At 31.1% G+C, this 15,165-nt stretch carries 14 protein-coding genes and 1 pseudogene; 5 read left to right on the top strand and 10 right to left on the bottom strand.

All coding sequences use genetic code 11. The annotated features are described in order from the left end of the window. Positions 1-31 precede the first annotated feature (31 nt). The 4 genes and pseudogenes from KQI88_RS05375 to KQI88_RS05360 all read right to left on the bottom strand — a co-directional run bounded on the left by KQI88_RS05375 (position 32) and on the right by KQI88_RS05360 (position 3,016). Positions 32-847, bottom strand: a complete 816-nt coding sequence (locus tag KQI88_RS05375) for a GNAT family N-acetyltransferase (protein WP_216415333.1) — start codon at positions 845-847, stop codon at positions 32-34. Between the two features lie 127 nt (positions 848-974). Continuing rightward, positions 975-1,112 (bottom strand): annotated as a pseudogene (locus tag KQI88_RS18560) (methylated-DNA--[protein]-cysteine S-methyltransferase); the annotation flags it as partial. Positions 1,113-1,374: 262 nt separating this feature from the next. Continuing rightward, positions 1,375-2,196 carry a MerR family transcriptional regulator gene (locus tag KQI88_RS05365; RefSeq protein ID WP_216415332.1) on the bottom strand — a complete coding sequence of 274 codons (822 nt, stop codon included), beginning with the start codon at positions 2,194-2,196 and terminating at the stop codon, positions 1,375-1,377. A 109-nt stretch (positions 2,197-2,305) separates the two neighbouring features. Then, positions 2,306-3,016 (bottom strand): DUF1361 domain-containing protein, encoded by a 711-nt coding sequence (locus KQI88_RS05360; RefSeq protein WP_216415331.1) that lies wholly within the window; start codon positions 3,014-3,016, stop codon positions 2,306-2,308. Positions 3,017-3,330: 314 nt separating this feature from the next. Between KQI88_RS05360 and KQI88_RS05355 the strand changes: the two genes are divergently transcribed. Genes KQI88_RS05355 through trpA form a run of 5 tightly spaced genes read left to right on the top strand, consistent with a single transcriptional unit; the run spans position 3,331 to position 8,260 of the window. Then, entirely contained in the window at positions 3,331-5,439 is a 2,109-nt protein-coding gene (locus tag KQI88_RS05355) for a BglG family transcription antiterminator (protein ID WP_216415330.1), read from the top strand. A 3-nt stretch (positions 5,440-5,442) separates the two neighbouring features. Beyond that, positions 5,443-5,880, top strand: a complete 438-nt coding sequence (locus KQI88_RS05350) for a PTS sugar transporter subunit IIA (RefSeq protein WP_216415329.1) — start codon at positions 5,443-5,445, stop codon at positions 5,878-5,880. A gap of 43 nt (positions 5,881-5,923) precedes the next feature. Beyond that, entirely contained in the window at positions 5,924-6,202 is a 279-nt protein-coding gene (locus KQI88_RS05345; protein ID WP_216415328.1) for a PTS sugar transporter subunit IIB, read from the top strand. A gap of 46 nt (positions 6,203-6,248) precedes the next feature. After that, positions 6,249-7,526, top strand: a complete 1,278-nt coding sequence (locus tag KQI88_RS05340; protein ID WP_246579159.1) for a PTS ascorbate transporter subunit IIC — start codon at positions 6,249-6,251, stop codon at positions 7,524-7,526. Then, positions 7,526-8,260, top strand: coding sequence for a tryptophan synthase subunit alpha (trpA, locus tag KQI88_RS05335; protein ID WP_216415327.1), 735 nt, complete (start codon positions 7,526-7,528; stop codon positions 8,258-8,260). The genes KQI88_RS05340 and trpA overlap by 1 nt, the downstream gene beginning before the upstream one ends. A gap of 989 nt (positions 8,261-9,249) precedes the next feature. Here the strand turns inward: trpA and KQI88_RS05330 are convergent. From KQI88_RS05330 to KQI88_RS05305, 6 genes are all read right to left on the bottom strand, one after another. Beyond that, on the bottom strand, positions 9,250-9,792 hold the full coding sequence (locus KQI88_RS05330; RefSeq protein ID WP_216415326.1) for a flavodoxin domain-containing protein: 543 nt from the start codon (positions 9,790-9,792) through the stop codon (positions 9,250-9,252). A gap of 21 nt (positions 9,793-9,813) precedes the next feature. Next, complete coding sequence (locus KQI88_RS05325) at positions 9,814-9,966, bottom strand: hypothetical protein (RefSeq protein WP_216415325.1); 153 nt, start codon at positions 9,964-9,966, stop codon at positions 9,814-9,816. Positions 9,967-10,192: 226 nt separating this feature from the next. Continuing rightward, a complete protein-coding gene (locus KQI88_RS05320; protein ID WP_216415324.1) occupies positions 10,193-11,002 on the bottom strand; it encodes a class I SAM-dependent methyltransferase in 810 nt (269 codons plus the stop codon). Positions 11,003-11,075: 73 nt separating this feature from the next. Beyond that, entirely contained in the window at positions 11,076-11,564 is a 489-nt protein-coding gene (locus KQI88_RS05315) for a hypothetical protein (protein WP_216415323.1), read from the bottom strand. Positions 11,565-11,940: 376 nt separating this feature from the next. Continuing rightward, complete coding sequence (locus KQI88_RS05310) at positions 11,941-12,987, bottom strand: acyl-CoA dehydratase activase (protein ID WP_216415322.1); 1,047 nt, start codon at positions 12,985-12,987, stop codon at positions 11,941-11,943. Further along, on the bottom strand, positions 12,987-15,146 hold the full coding sequence (locus KQI88_RS05305; protein ID WP_216415321.1) for an acyl-CoA dehydratase activase-related protein: 2,160 nt from the start codon (positions 15,144-15,146) through the stop codon (positions 12,987-12,989). The genes KQI88_RS05310 and KQI88_RS05305 overlap by 1 nt, the downstream gene beginning before the upstream one ends. Positions 15,147-15,165 lie beyond the last annotated feature (19 nt).

Raw genomic sequence — 15,165 nt, 5'->3', positions numbered from 1 at the left:
TGACCCAATAGGAATACACCTTTAGCTATAACTAAAAATTGAACCAATAGCATCTATATTGATCTCTTTTTTCAAATCCTAGTTTTTCTGCCAATTTCTTCGAACCAATATTATCTTCGCTACAATCCCAGTAAGGTATGATATCTTGTCTATAACAGTCTTCTATATACTTACTCGCTAATGCATAAGCATATCCTCTTCTTTTATATTCCTCTAATGTTTCTATTCCTATTGTTTGAGTTTTGCTTGCTTTAAATCCCGAATAACAAATACTTACTATTTTGTTGTCTTCTATGGCGTAATAGCATATTCCATTATCAAGAAAATTATCAATTGTGCCCCAAAACAACTCCAGTTCAGATATAACAAAATCCAGATTTCTAATCTCCGTTTCAAATATCCCTTTATTCACTTTCCTTATGTCAAAGCCATTAATTAAATGTGACTCATATGTAAATCTATTTTTATTCAACCCATATACTAATTGATATCCGTATTTAACACCTCTTTCTTTAAACAGCTCTTCAATCCTTCGCTCCCATTTAATATTAACACCGGATATCTCAAACCAATTTATTTCTTTATCTATTAATCCATTAATTATCTTATCTTTGATATACTCATTTATATATTTTAAAAAGTTATCGTTATTATCATCACCAATAAAGTAAAACCCCTGTATTCCTCGATTCCATACTAAAGCTGATCTAGGTTTATCTTTGTCATCAACATATATTTTTCCTGGATTATTGTTATCTATAATAGCACGTACTTCAGGAAAGTTTTTCACATCTTCTATCAAATGACTTATTTTATAGTAATCACAATAATCAATCTCATAAATCATTGCAAATCACTCTCTTTTTCTATTAACTTAGATTTTTACACAAATTTCAATTTAATCAAAATCTGATTTTTGGGCTATTGTCTTTTTAAATCTTTTAATTTAATAATTCACATTAATACTGTTAATTCTAACTATTTCTTTCAAGGTTTAATAACCACCCCTTTCGACACATTCCACCTCCATAACCACCTAAATCCCCATTTGAGTTGATTATTCTATGACAAGGAATAAGAATAGAGATTTGATTTGCTCCGTTTGCTCTTGCAACTGTTCTGTAGCATCCCTATATTGAGGTGATTCCCAATACTCTCTTACTTCATCAATTATAATATTTACCTCCTGAAATTTAGAATACTTTTAAAAATATTCTATTTATATCTTATATACATCTGAATTCAAAATATTTGATTAATTATATATATTCGATACCTAATTTTATTTTCCTTTTATATAAATCCAATATCTTAAGTAAAAAAAACCTACAGAATCACTCATAACAGTAACTCTGTAGGGCTATTTATACAGTTTTATCCCTTTATTTTCTGTACTGGAAACTGGATTTCAGTAATATACTCATTTGGGTCTAAAGTTATCCACTCTCCCTTTATGTACAATTCTCTCTGTGATCCGATGATCTCATACTTATTCTCTTCAATCCACTTGGAGATGGCATTATAAGCCATATTAAGAGTCTGGTATGGTCCTTTATGAACAACACATGCCATTTCTTTTACACTCTCCAGCTCTTTCACCTTAATTCTTTCAGTATCAGGTAGGTCGCCGTCAATTGGTTCAACTACCTCAGCATCAACACACTCTTCCTTATATCCTGTATCATGGTATATAACCATACATGGTGGAAGTATTTTAGCATCATACTTTTCTATATGAGATCCCAATTCTTCCCACAAATGTCCCTGATCACTATAGGTTGGAATAATATCTCTTAGTGTTGCAACTCTTACAGGTTCAATTTCTTTTAACACAATATCATACTCCATAATATATTCCTCCTGTTTACATATTTTAATAAAAGTTTCAATACGACTTAATCTTGCTTGTTCATTCCTTATTTTGTCTGCAATTTCTGAATGCTTCAACTCCAAAAGAGTTTGTATTTGCTTTAAATCCATATTCTTATTTAGAATCAAAGCAATTTCTTCCAGAGAAAATCCAATGTCCTTTAACGAAAGTATTCGGTTTAACCTTGGCATCTGACTAGCTGAATAGTACCGATATTTTGTAAAAGAATCAATTTTTTCAGGCTGTAACAAACCAAGACTGTCATAATGTCTTAGTGTTTTAATTGTCACCTTGTTTAGTCTTGCAAAATCTCCAATTTTAAACATTTTAATCACCTATGTGCACATATTTGGGAGCCCTTAAATAAATTATAGACTCTTCCCTAACAGGAGAGTCAATATAAGTCCTAAAAATATTTAAACTTTCTTATGCTTCTTAATTAGTAATCTTATCCTCACCTAGGTATATAAATAAATAAAATATACCATAAATAAGCAAGCTTAGTAGAGAGAAGTAAAAAGTAAAGGTAACAGCAATTTTATCTATATTAGATATTACAAATTTTACTATATTTAAAGGATTAAAAATCACGTCCCAAGAATTAAATCTAATAAATCTTCCTAAATAAATTGCATATCCACTAAGCAAGTGAACAGTAATTGCAAATATCCATCCAACTAACCTACCTTTACGCTTTTCTATGTATTTATGAAATATATAAAGTGATAAAACGCTTAATGCACAGCCTAAGAAAACTCCAAAAGTTATTGAAAAAAAGTTATTCCATGTTTGAAGATCAAAGTTATATAATACTCTACTCTCCCCAGAATAAGGGGTATAATTAGGATTTGGATAATAAAACTTTTCATTACTTAAATGGATATAATCCGTTATTATGTAAACTGCATTCGGAAAAAAGAATAACCATAAAAAACTTGAAAAAAATGTAATAATACTCTTTGTAGAAGATAATTTCCCTCTTAAGCTTTTCCTAAATATTAGTGCAAACACCATAGGTGCCCAGGCTAATATTAAATTCCAAATTAAATAGAAAGTATCAAATGGTCCTCCAAATACAAGCCAACAAACTAATACTAAAGAAAGTAATACTAATATTATAGTTACTGTGTTAATCTTTTTATCCACTGTTTCACTCCTTATGCCTTATGTAAATCTTTTATTCGATGACTTACAATTTCCAATATTTTATTCATTATACATATTCGTCATATAACTTTATTTTCCTTGCATACAAATTTATTATTTTAAATACACTAAAGATTCAAACCTATCACTTGTTGTTCAATTCACTTTTTGCCACATTAATCATGAAACGATTTCCTGTTATAATCTTTTGATAATTCTTGATAAAACATACTGTTGGTGGTATATATATTACAACAAGCTAAAGTATTAGATATTCACATTTCATACTATAATGTGGCAAGGAAGTGAATAGCATGTTAGATGAAAGAAAGGCACTAATTATCAACTATTTATTAGAGCAGGATAATTTCATTACAATTAAAGAAATGTCTGTCCAATTTAATGTGAGCCTAAGGACAATCAGATATGATTTAGATTCTTTGGATAATTGGCTTGTAGACAATGGTTTTAAACCATTGAGTAGACTTCCTAGGAAGGGTGTACTTCTAGAATCCAATTTAAAAGAAAGAGAACTAATTAAAGGTAGGCTTAATAGTAATGATTTTTATTCTTATGTTCTTTCACCAGAAGAAAGAAAGGAGCTTGTTCTACTAAACATACTAAAAGAAAGCAAAGCTGTAAACTTAATAGACCTTGCAGCAAAAACTTGTGTAAGTAAAACTACTATAGCAAATGATCTAGATGATATTAGTAAATGGCTAAAAGAATACCAAATTAAGCTTATACGTAAAAAAGGTTACGGAATATATGTAGAAGGAAATGAAGAAAACAAAAGAAATGCAATTAGTTCATTGTTAAAAGAGTTAGCTAATCCGCATAAGCAAACAAATGATAATGAATCTGTTGAAAAATATATAGATTCACTAAAAGAATGGTTTCCAAATATTGATTTGTATTTTATTAGAGATGAGATACAGAAAGCTCAACAAAAACTTATGATTAAATTTAGCTATGAAGGATTCGTAAGCTTATTATCCCATTTAGCTTTAGCAATTGAACGGGTTTCTCTAGGTAAAGATATTTTAATGAGTAAAGAACAATTACAGGAATTAATGTCTAAAGAGGAATTTAATATAGCTAAGAGCATAAGTAAAAATATTTCACAATTTTTTAATCTTAGAATCCCTCTAGATGAAACTGGCTATATTACTTTGCATTTAATTGGATCTAAGCTAAGCTATGTAGGTGATCAAGAAAATTACTTTAAAAAGAATAGTGAGCTATTACTAATAATTGACAAGATGATACAAAGTGTAGAAAAAGATTTGAATATAGTTTTTACTAATCAAGCCTCACTAAAAAAGGATTTGTACATTCATCTTATGCCTACTATCCATAGACTAAAATACAATAAACCTTTACAAAACCCATTATTAAAAGAAATAATCTCAAAATACAAGTATATATTTGATGCTTGTAATGAAGCTAAAATATATTTAGAACAACAATTTAAAATTAAGGTAAATGACCATGAAACTGCTTATATAGCAATGCATTTTGGAGCTGCAATAGAGGCACAGAGACCTAAAATAAACAGAAATACAAACATTCTATTAGTTTGTGCCAGCGGTATAGGTACATCTAGACTGCTAAAAGCAAACTTACTATCATATTTTAGAGCATTTAATATAATTGATACAGTATCTTACCAAGATGTAAATAATTACATGGACTCTGATAAGATTGACCTTATTATATCTACTATTCCTATAAAGAAAACAAAACTACCTGTAATTGTAGTTTCACCACTATTAAATAAGAGGGATATAAAGATACTTTCAAGTTATTTAATGATGAATGACAATTTTAAATATAATAAAACCGGACTAATTATGAATGTTATGGATATCATATCTAAACATTGCACTATAGAAAACTTTGATGCTCTCCAAACAGATATAACATCACTTTTCAATAACATTAATAGGTTATATAGTTCTAAAAGCTCGTGGACACCCCAAAATATATTATGCAAAGAAAATATACAAGTTTTGGTTGAATGTAATACATGGGAAGATGCAATACACAAAGCCGCAAAACCATTACTTGAAAAAGGTTTTATTGATACAAAATATATAGACAGTATTTTTGAAAAAATCAAATTACACGGACCATATATGGTTATTGCTCCAGGAATAGCAATGCCTCATGCCGGAATAGGTGATGGCAATGTGAATAAAACCTCATTATCTATTATGACTTTGAAAAACCCAGTTAAATTTAATCATGAGAAAAACGACCCGGTTCATACTGTGATTTTTTTAGCGGCTACAGATAATTATACACATATCGAAACACTTGTACACCTTTTAGAAATATTGTCTGTAAAAGAAAATATAGAAAAATTAACTACTTCATCAACTCAAAAAGAAATTTATGAACTACTTAAACAGGAGGAATAAAGTATGATAAATGAATTTGTAAAACTAGAGAACATAGCTGTTAACGTAAAGGCTGACTGTTGGAAAGAGGCTGTAAGAAAAGCAGGTCAATTGTTGCTTTCTTCAGATTGTATAGAAGAAAGATATATAGATGCAATGATTGAAAAAGTTACAGAGTTAGGACCCTATATTGTTATAGCACCTCAAATTGCCATGCCTCATGCTAGACCAGAGGATGGAGTTAAGCAAACTTCTATAGCAATAATAACACTTCAGAATGGGGTGAATTTTGGACATGAAAAAAACGACCCAGTAAAACTATTAATTGCATTAGCAGCAATTGACAGCACAGCACATATTGAAGCATTAGCAAATCTAATGGACATACTCGGAAATGAAGAAAAATTAAATAATATATTAAACAGTAAAACTAGTAAAGAGTTATATGAATTTTTATTTTAATTTCAGATAAAATAATAATGTGGAAAAGAAAGGATGATAGGAAATGTTAAAAATTTTTACTGTATGTGGAGCTGGGGTAGGAAGTAGTATGATGCTAAAGGTTTTTACTCAGCAAATATTAACTAAAGAAAACATTGAAGCAAAGGTTGATGCCACAGATATAGGTTCATTGGATCCAAATGGAGCAGATATAATTGTTACTACTTCTGACTTTGCAAATGTTATAAGAAACACAACAGCTCAAATAATAAGAATTGATAATCTTACAGATAAGGAATATTTGAAAGAACAATTATTAGAAGCTATAAAAAACATAAAATAACAAGCTATAAAAAACGTCTACACATATTATATAAGGGGGTTAATATATGAAAGCCATCATTATGTATCTTATATCAAATGTGCTAAGTGAGGCAGCATTTCTAATTGGTATTGTTGCCTTATTAGGACTAGTAGCCCAAAAGAAAAAATTTAGTGATGTTATAGCAGGTACAGTTAAAACTATGGTTGGATTTTTGCTTATAACTACTGGAGCTCAAAGTATGGGAATGACTTTACTCCCTATGCAGTCTATGCTACAAACTGTATTTGGAATGAAAGCTGAAGTAGCTGATATTGGTGCGGCTGTTGGATCAAGTATGAGTACTTTTGGTGCAGCTGCTACATTGATATTTGCTTTAGGATTTATAGTTAACGTATTACTTGCAAGATTTACTAAATTTAAGTATATACATCTTTCAGCACATGTTTCTTTCTTTTATGCAGGCCTTATAGCTGCACTTCTAACAGTAGGAACAAATTTATCAGCTTTATGGATTACTATTATTGGTTCAATTCTATTAGGACTTTATTTAACTTTTAGTTGTGCTTATACTGCTCCACTTATGAAAAATATTCCTGGTGGGGAAGGATACACTATTGCACATTCAAGCTCAATAGGTTGCTTAATAGCTGCAACTGTTGGTAAAGTAGTTGGAAACAAAGATAAAGATTTAGAAGATATTAAGCTTCCTAAGTCTTTAGGCTTCTTAAGAGAAACAACTATTGCATTAAGTGTTATTATGACTATTATATTCTTTATAGTTTCATTAATATCAGGACCTAAATTTGTTATGGAAAACATTAGTGGCGGAAAGGATATAGTAATATTTTCTATCCTAAATGGTTTAACATTTGGATTATGGATAACAGTAATCATTACTGGAGTTCGTATGATGCTTTCTGAAATAATCCCTGCTTTCCACGGTATTTCTGATAAACTAGTTCCAAATGCAGTACCTGGATTAGATATACCTTTACTATTCCCAAGTCACCCTACATCAGTTATAGTAGGATTTATAACAAGCTTAGTTGCAAGCTTAATAGGAATGGGACTATTAGGATTAATGAAATATCCAATAATAGTATTCCCGGCTTTAATACCTACTTTCTTTACTGGTGCAATTACTGCAATATTCGGTAACTCCACAGGCGGAAGAAGAGGAGCTATTGCAGGTTCATTTATTAATGGTTTGATTCTTATTTTAGGACAAGCTTTCTTAATCCCTTATATAGGAGGGTATGAGTCAGTTATGAGAGTGCTTTGTGAAACAGACTATGCATTCTTTGGACCTATACTTGGTTGGATATTGGGGGTAATAGGGTAATGAATAATATCGAAAGAATCTTTAAGAATAATAACAAATGCGTTACTTTATATTTAACACTTGGTTATCCAAATAAGGATGAGTTTTTTAAGCATGTAGATATTCTTGTTGAAGAAGGAATGGATATCCTTGAAATAGGAATACCTGTTGAAAATCCTTCTTTAGATGGAAAAACTATCGCTGATACTCATGCTAAAGTAATACAAAATGGCTTTAATGAAAGTATATTAGTTGAGTATTTATCAGAGCTACGCAAAAAATATCCACGCCTTCCTATTACCATAATGTCTTATAAAAAAGGTATAGATCAGTATAATCTATTAGATAAAAATGATCTTTACGATGTTATTTTATGTCCAGACCAGTTTGTTGCATCTGAAAATGATAATGCTAAACTAATTCAAATATATAATCAAGAAATGTCTGATGAGATGATAACAGAAAGAATACAAAATAACAAAGGATTTGCTTATGTTATGTCAGGAGCAGGTACAACTGGAGGAAAAGGTCAGCTTTCAGATGCATACATTGCTACAATGAAAAGAATAAGAAACATAGTAGATATACCTATCCAAGTTGGTTTTGGTATATATAGTCCTGATCAAGTTAAAACAGTTTTTCAAAATGGAGCAGATGGGGTAATTATAGGAAGTGAGATTATAAGAGTAATAAATACAAATAGCGAAGATGAACTAAGAAAATATGTAAGATCAATAACAGAAGCTAGGGACTAGTCCCTAGCTTCTGTTATAACTTTATTTTTCTTTTTTATAGCCATTTATTTAACCTTTACAAATATAGTGTATCACTTAGTAAAATTCTGGTATTAGTTATTTATCTTAGAAAATTAAAATTTTTTTCAAATAGGTTTACAATTATTATAAAAATTTACTTTTATATATTGTAAGATATAAGAATTGGTCAATAGATAAGATCTTACTAAAAAATAGAGGATGTAATATGTATGAGCATTATCGCTTATGAAAATATAAATACACTTCTCTTTTCAGAATACTATTCCTATAAAATACTAAAAAAAGAGATTATTTTTTATACACATAGTAGTGAATATAACAGTTTCATATTACCGAAATATATTATTTTGAAACTAGAAAGAGATCTTAGTCAAATATTAGAAATTTATAATAGTAATGAATAGTAAGTATTACAATTAATTTATTAAGCAATACATAAAATCAATCATTTAGGTAATATAATGTGTGGATTAATGAATGTACATGGCAATAAATCGATATCTTCAATCTCATAAATCATTACAAATCATTCTATTTTTCTATGATTTTAAAGACCCAAAAGAAATTCTATCAAATGAGTTACTCACTTTCACCTAAATTTTTATTACCCACACCAAGTTTGCTTCATATATCATATTTAGAGGTATTCACTAACTTAAGTTCAGTAATATTTACTTCTCATTGGATTTTTAAAGTCTATTTATCTGTTGTATCTTTGCAGGCTCTATTAAATATCTTTTATACAGTTCTCTCGGTTAAAAAACACATTTGCTTAAATTTAAACTTTTTCTATAAGAGAGTCTATGTACACATATTGTGTTAATTTCTTAAAACTTATAAGGCATACATATATTTATGCTATTTCTCATTTCCACTATCTTCACTTAGTAAACTATGTATTTTTTCTATTAATTACTTCTGTTCTTCCTTATTTAAGAATAAGATTACTCGTCAAACAAAGATAGTTTTCATTTAGTAAGCTTCTCAACATATAATACTAAAGGTTCTATTGTTTTTATATCGGTAAAGTCAACTTTGTCGCCATATGTGGCTAACATCATTTTATCATCTTCAGACAATTCCTCTGGTTTTTTCTTAGAAACCATCATTTTAAGCATCCCCATCATCGGTTTATGTACAAAATTTAATCTCTTGTAATCAATTCCCCCACGCAAGTGAAAAAATTGTATTTTCCTACGCATTTCTTCTGTGCAGTTTTTTTCAATAATTGGCTTGAAAATCTCTTTGTCATCCGTTGAAGCAAGCCCTACAGTAAAAATAATTAGATTCTTATTTTTTAGAGTTTGAAAGTTCTTAGTAATAAGAGATACACCATTAATTCCACTTGCATAAAGTCCACCTCCGAAAACTATTGTGTCATAAGACAATAAATTTTGTGCTTTAGCCTCTGAATACTCAAACAAATCTCCAGCCACTTCATTAGCTATCCACTCTGCATATTTTCTTGTACTACCATATTTTGATTTATATATAACCGCTACTTTATTCATAAATATCCCTCCACTTTCAATTTATGGTACCCCTACTTCTATCATTATTTTTTCATTACCATGGTTGATCTCGTAGCCTTGATATTTTTCAAATAAAGGTTTAAATGAAACCATTTGCATTTCATGTATTTCCTTTGCATTTGATTCATCTGCCTTATCCAGTTTAATTTTCATACTCTATCCCTCTATGCAAATTTTTTAATAGTTCTTATTTCTTCATAATTACATGCAAATGAAATCACTCCAGTAAATAATTACTTAAAATACTGGTAGCAAAAATTAAATAGTAATACTACAAGAGCGAATATAATAGCTCTATATCCGAGCTTTAATTTATCCCATCTTTTAAGTATGAATTCTAAAACGTCAATAATAATATCAAAAATCGATTCTATCCAGATCACTCCTTCTTTACAATAACATGCAAATGTTCCGTAGCATCCCTATATTGAGGTAATTCGCAATACTCAGCAGCAGATTTTAAATAGTTTTCATATACATCTGGCATATATCTGTAAAGATTATTTACTTGTGTGCCTAATCCTGATAAAAAGCTTTCTGCCCCAGCATATGATATTATTTTAAGGCCTACTTCTCTTATCTCTTCTAATACCAATGGTGGTGTAGCAAAATATGTAACTGTAAAGCTCTCTTCTGCTGAAAACTTTAAATCTCCTTCAATATATCTCTGAAAATGCTCTATATTCTGAAAACTCTCCGGAAACTCACTTACACTTGCCCTAAGTGCACCCCATGTATTAATGTAAGATATCAGTGCAGTACCATTCTTTTTCAATATTCTATAGGCATCTTTCAATACCTTTTGCCTATCCTTCTGGCAATGTATATGATACAACGGCCCCATTACCAAAACTCCATCAAATGCTTCATCAGGTAAAAAATCTAACTCCAATGCACTCTTGCAATAATAATCTTCAGACCTTAGATTAAATTCTTCTATTTTTCTTTTAGCAATCTCTAGCTCATTGTTTGATATATCTAAAAGGCTAACTTTATATCCCTTTTTCAAAAGTTCCAAAGAATACCTTCCTGGTCCTGATCCTATATCAATAATATGGCCAGTCTTAGGAAAATACTTTTCTATTAAATAAACTGTAGAATTATACTCTATTCTTGAGTACGGGTTATTTAATCTATTCCACTCTGCCTCTGCAGCTTTATCGTAGTACTCCCTTACTTCATTAATCATGAAAATTCCCCCTAGAACATATATTTTTCATCTAATTACCTCTTTTCGTCTTAAGCTCCCTTAATTAATAATCTCATTTCTTTTTTAGCATATCTAACTCCTTATTTAATTCCTTAAGCCTTGATTGTAATGTACTTAATATACTATTTACTCTATTATAAGTATCCTTTGCCTTGTCTAATGAATCCCGTATTTTACCTTGTACAAACCAATCTGCCATAAGACCATCCAAAAAGTAATCTGCAAAGGTTACAAAGGATCCAATTTCTATATTAATATCTGTTGGTAAATTTATATCTGATAATTCCCTATTAAATACACTGAGCATCCTTTGTGCATGTTGTGCTTGTTCCTTGGCTTTATCTAATTTTGAATGCTTTGCAGCAGTAACTAAAAATCCACCGCCAAACATATCCCATATACCCCAGCCCTTAGCACTTTCAAGAGATTTTATTACTTTTTCTAAAGCAATTTGAGCACTGTTTCCTGCTGCAATAGCTTCTTTAATCTCTTTAATATTCGATTCCAAATCATGAATTTTCCTGTTAAGATCTTCTAGCATAATAATAACCTCCTTATCAAGTTGAGAAATTTCATTATTTCATCTTCGGTGCATTGCTACGACTCCCGTTTATTCAAACAGTAGGTCAAGCACTACATCCTCGAAATAAGTTCAACTAAGATTCAGGTGGAGTTAAAACTCCGCCTGAATCTAGTTTTCTATATAATTCTTCATACTTACATCAATTCCTTGTATATAGTATATATTTTATAAATTAATGTAAAATACATATTTAGAAAATAATAAAAAGAACCTTAGCAAGTAAACTTACCAAGGCTCTATTTCTATATATTAAATATTTAACTTTAGTATATTTAACTAAATAGCCTGATACTTATGATAAAAATCTATATTACCAACTTATAAAGCTTTAGCACTAAAGGTCATAATTCACAGCCTGCTTTTCTAAGCCTGATTTTAATGGAAAGTCCCTAATTTCTTCCTGATCACTTGAAGACTTTTCAAGACTTGCCCATTTTCCACAACGACTTCCCCATCTACTGGCTAGCTGATCTTCAATATACAGTTCGTTAATTTCACAATTATTAGAGCAATCCATACAAGAAAATGTCTTTGGGGTACATTCATAGGAACTAATGCACTCTATACCACGGAATTTTGTGCTTTCGTTTACTCTTGCTTTCCATTGTTTCGCTAATAAAGCAGAGCCCCATGCCCCCATTACAGAATGATATTTTGGAACAAGTACAGACATTCCTAATTTCTGTTCAAAAGCGGCACGAATTCCAACATTAGCAGCTACACCACCTTGGAATATTGTAACTGGTTCAATCCTTTTTCCCCTTGCCACGTTACTTATATAATTGCCCACTAAGGCGATGCATAAACCAGCAACCAAATCTTCTTTTTTATAACCTAACTGTTGTTTATGAATAAGATCAGACTCTGCAAAAACACCACATCTTCCAGATATTTTTACAGGACTTTTAGATCTTAGAGCATATTCGCCAAACTGCTCTATGGGAATTCCTAATCTGGTTGCTTGGTGATCTAGAAAAGACCCTGTTCCTGCAGCACAGATACTATTCATATTGAAACCTACAGATACCCCATTTTTTATAAATATAATTTTTGAATCCTGACCACCTATATCAATTACAGTTCTTACTTCAGGCTCTACAAATTTTGCGGCAGTAGCATGGGCTGTAATCTCATTTTTTATGATATCTGCTCCAACCATAGTGGCAGCTAGATGTCTTCCACTACCTGTTGTTCCAACACCCTTAATGTCTTTTTCTATATCATAGCCTTGCTTAGAAAGCTGACCAAAAGATTTTTGAATTGCCTCAATTGGTCCACCTTCCGTTCTTAAATAAGTACTCCATATCATTTCACCCTGCTCATCGATTAATGCTAGTTTCGTAGTTACACTACCTACATCAATACCTATATAATAACCCATTATGACCACCCCATAGGATATGTTTTTTCAAATCTTCTCTCTAATAGTAATTCTAAGAAAGCCTCTAATCTCGTTTCAAATCCAGCCTCCCCTGTCTGATCGCTAATGATAAACGATAGAACAGGAATGTCAAGTTTATCACTTGCCTGTGTCAAAATATTATGTGCCACAATTTCAGGCATACAAGTAAAGGGCATTAAATGAATTACTCCATCAACTCCCTCTTGTGAAGCTAATGCCGTTAATCCTATACTTTCACGCCCATGCCCTCCAACATACTCCTTTAGATAGGGGGATGCGGCTTTCTGTATTTCTTTTCCTCTTTTTACAGCCTTTTTAGTATACAAAATATTTCCTTGCAACCAATGACTTACAGTTAGTTCCCTTTCTACTACAACTCGAATATTTTCTCTGCTACCTAAAAACTTTTCAATTTCCATATTAACAAATGGCTCTAGCAATACCCAAATTTCTCCAACAAGGGCAACTTTTAAAGGATTTGTATCTTCTAATTTAATAGTCTCTGTCTCTTCCATAAAATTCTTATAAAATTTTGTTACAGTCCTATAATCTGAAGCTTGATCAATGCCAGCTCTTAGTAGATTAAATACCTGATCTATCTGCCCACGTTGACTCTCATAGGCCCTAATCCGTCTGCAAACTGCTTGAGCATTCTCCAACACCTCAAGCTTATGATATCCAAGAGCTAAGCTCTTAATAACTCGATCAAATCTAGCTCCATTTGTAACCTGCTTAATTGTGTTAAAGAAATTTAGTCCATTTTTTCTTAATGGAAAAGGAGAATCTATAATCATCATATTAAAAGATAGCCCTTTTCTCTTTAGTAGTAGTTCCTGTATTTGTGCATACCAGCCTAATCTGCATCTTCCTTTTCCACTAACCATAAGAAAGGAATTAGCCCCTAATTCTAGCATCTCTATCATCTGACCAAGGGTTGCTGTTAAAGGTAAGCAGACAAATTCGGGAGCTAACTCTTTTCCTAGTTCAATAGAGCGTGTAGATAGAGCTGGGGGCTTGACAGTTTCAACTCCACATTCTTTTAATATAGAGTCTATAACAATGTCTAATTGTCCCATTGCTGGAAACCCAACAATAGGCTTCTCTCTTAATAGTACTTTTTCAGTATGAAAAGGCTTATGAACTACAGTGACTTCCTCCTCTAAGTTTTGTATATCCGTATCCATAAAGGCTTCAATCCTTGTCACTAGTCCAGCTTCGCCCGTTTGTTCATCTAAAAAAAGTTTTAACAGTGGAATTCCTAACCGGTCTGCTTCTTCTTCAATATAGGCCTCGACGATAGATTCTGGTCCACATTCAAATAGACCTACTAATACAAGCCTATCTATTAGACGATTTTTCATCAAATAAAGAGCTGATCCAAGCATCTGTGCTTCAAAATGCCAAAGCTTCTCTCCCTCATAAATCTGTTTCATTTGATCTTTAATATGTTTTTTATCCACCATTTCTGGAGTAAATACTTTTCCATATTGTCTAAACCGTTGTATTAAGTTATGACTTACCCATTCATATAAAACATATGGATGCCCTATTACACCAATAGCTGGCACCTGTTCCTTATCTTCTTCATGTTCTTTATAGTGATCAATCCCTGATTTTTTATCTAGTATTGCATAAGCTTCCTCAGTTGTAAGTTTATTGTCTACCATAAATTTTGAAAAATCCTTTTGGAATTTCCAAGACTTATCAAGTACCTCTATGACTTTATTTTTTTTAAATCCTAGACACTTTGCAATATAGTGTAAATCCTCTACCATTTGCTGTTTATTGCTCATATCTATCCTAGGGGATAGTACTCTTTCACCAATATCAAATGTATTTGTAATCATATCTGCTATACCGATGATTTTAGGACAACAAAAATTTCCCTCTTCTACACTAATCAATCTAGGTATGAATATGTATTCACAATCCTCATCTATTAATTGTTTTACATGGGAAAAATATAATTTAACTGCTAAACAAGGTTCATCAGTAGGACAGACAGACATCTCTTCTAAGGTCGCCTTAGTAGTTAGCTTAGATAAGATCACTTCTCCACCTAATTCTGAAATCAATGTTTTAAAAAAAGGATATAAATAATAGTAGGACATTGCTCTTGGTAAGCCAATTTTAATCATTAGTACCTCCATTATTAAA

Source organism: Alkaliphilus flagellatus (assembly GCF_018919215.1).
Lineage (GTDB): Bacteria > Bacillota > Clostridia > Peptostreptococcales > Natronincolaceae > Alkaliphilus_B > Alkaliphilus_B flagellatus.
Note: the sequence above shows the minus strand (reverse complement) of the source record. Positions and strands in the feature narration are given on the sequence as shown.

Excerpts from the sequence above, each read along its gene's own strand:
- KQI88_RS05310 (WP_216415322.1), bottom strand. The coding sequence starts at position 12,987 with ATGGGTTATTATATAGGTATTGATGTAGGTAGTGTAACTACGAAACTA.
- KQI88_RS05355 (WP_216415330.1), top strand. The coding sequence starts at position 3,331 with ATGTTAGATGAAAGAAAGGCACTAATTATCAACTATTTATTAGAGCAG.
- KQI88_RS05365 (WP_216415332.1), bottom strand. The coding sequence starts at position 2,196 with ATGTTTAAAATTGGAGATTTTGCAAGACTAAACAAGGTGACAATTAAA.
- KQI88_RS05340 (WP_246579159.1), top strand. The coding sequence starts at position 6,249 with ATGAAAGCCATCATTATGTATCTTATATCAAATGTGCTAAGTGAGGCA.
- KQI88_RS05320 (WP_216415324.1), bottom strand. The coding sequence starts at position 11,002 with ATGATTAATGAAGTAAGGGAGTACTACGATAAAGCTGCAGAGGCAGAG.
- KQI88_RS05305 (WP_216415321.1), bottom strand. The coding sequence starts at position 15,146 with ATGATTAAAATTGGCTTACCAAGAGCAATGTCCTACTATTATTTATAT.
- KQI88_RS05345 (WP_216415328.1), top strand. The coding sequence starts at position 5,924 with ATGTTAAAAATTTTTACTGTATGTGGAGCTGGGGTAGGAAGTAGTATG.
- KQI88_RS05325 (WP_216415325.1), bottom strand. The coding sequence starts at position 9,966 with ATGAAAATTAAACTGGATAAGGCAGATGAATCAAATGCAAAGGAAATA.
- KQI88_RS05315 (WP_216415323.1), bottom strand. The coding sequence starts at position 11,564 with ATGCTAGAAGATCTTAACAGGAAAATTCATGATTTGGAATCGAATATT.
- trpA (WP_216415327.1), top strand. The coding sequence starts at position 7,526 with ATGAATAATATCGAAAGAATCTTTAAGAATAATAACAAATGCGTTACT.
- KQI88_RS05330 (WP_216415326.1), bottom strand. The coding sequence starts at position 9,792 with ATGAATAAAGTAGCGGTTATATATAAATCAAAATATGGTAGTACAAGA.
- KQI88_RS05375 (WP_216415333.1), bottom strand. The coding sequence starts at position 847 with ATGATTTATGAGATTGATTATTGTGATTACTATAAAATAAGTCATTTG.
- KQI88_RS05350 (WP_216415329.1), top strand. The coding sequence starts at position 5,443 with ATGATAAATGAATTTGTAAAACTAGAGAACATAGCTGTTAACGTAAAG.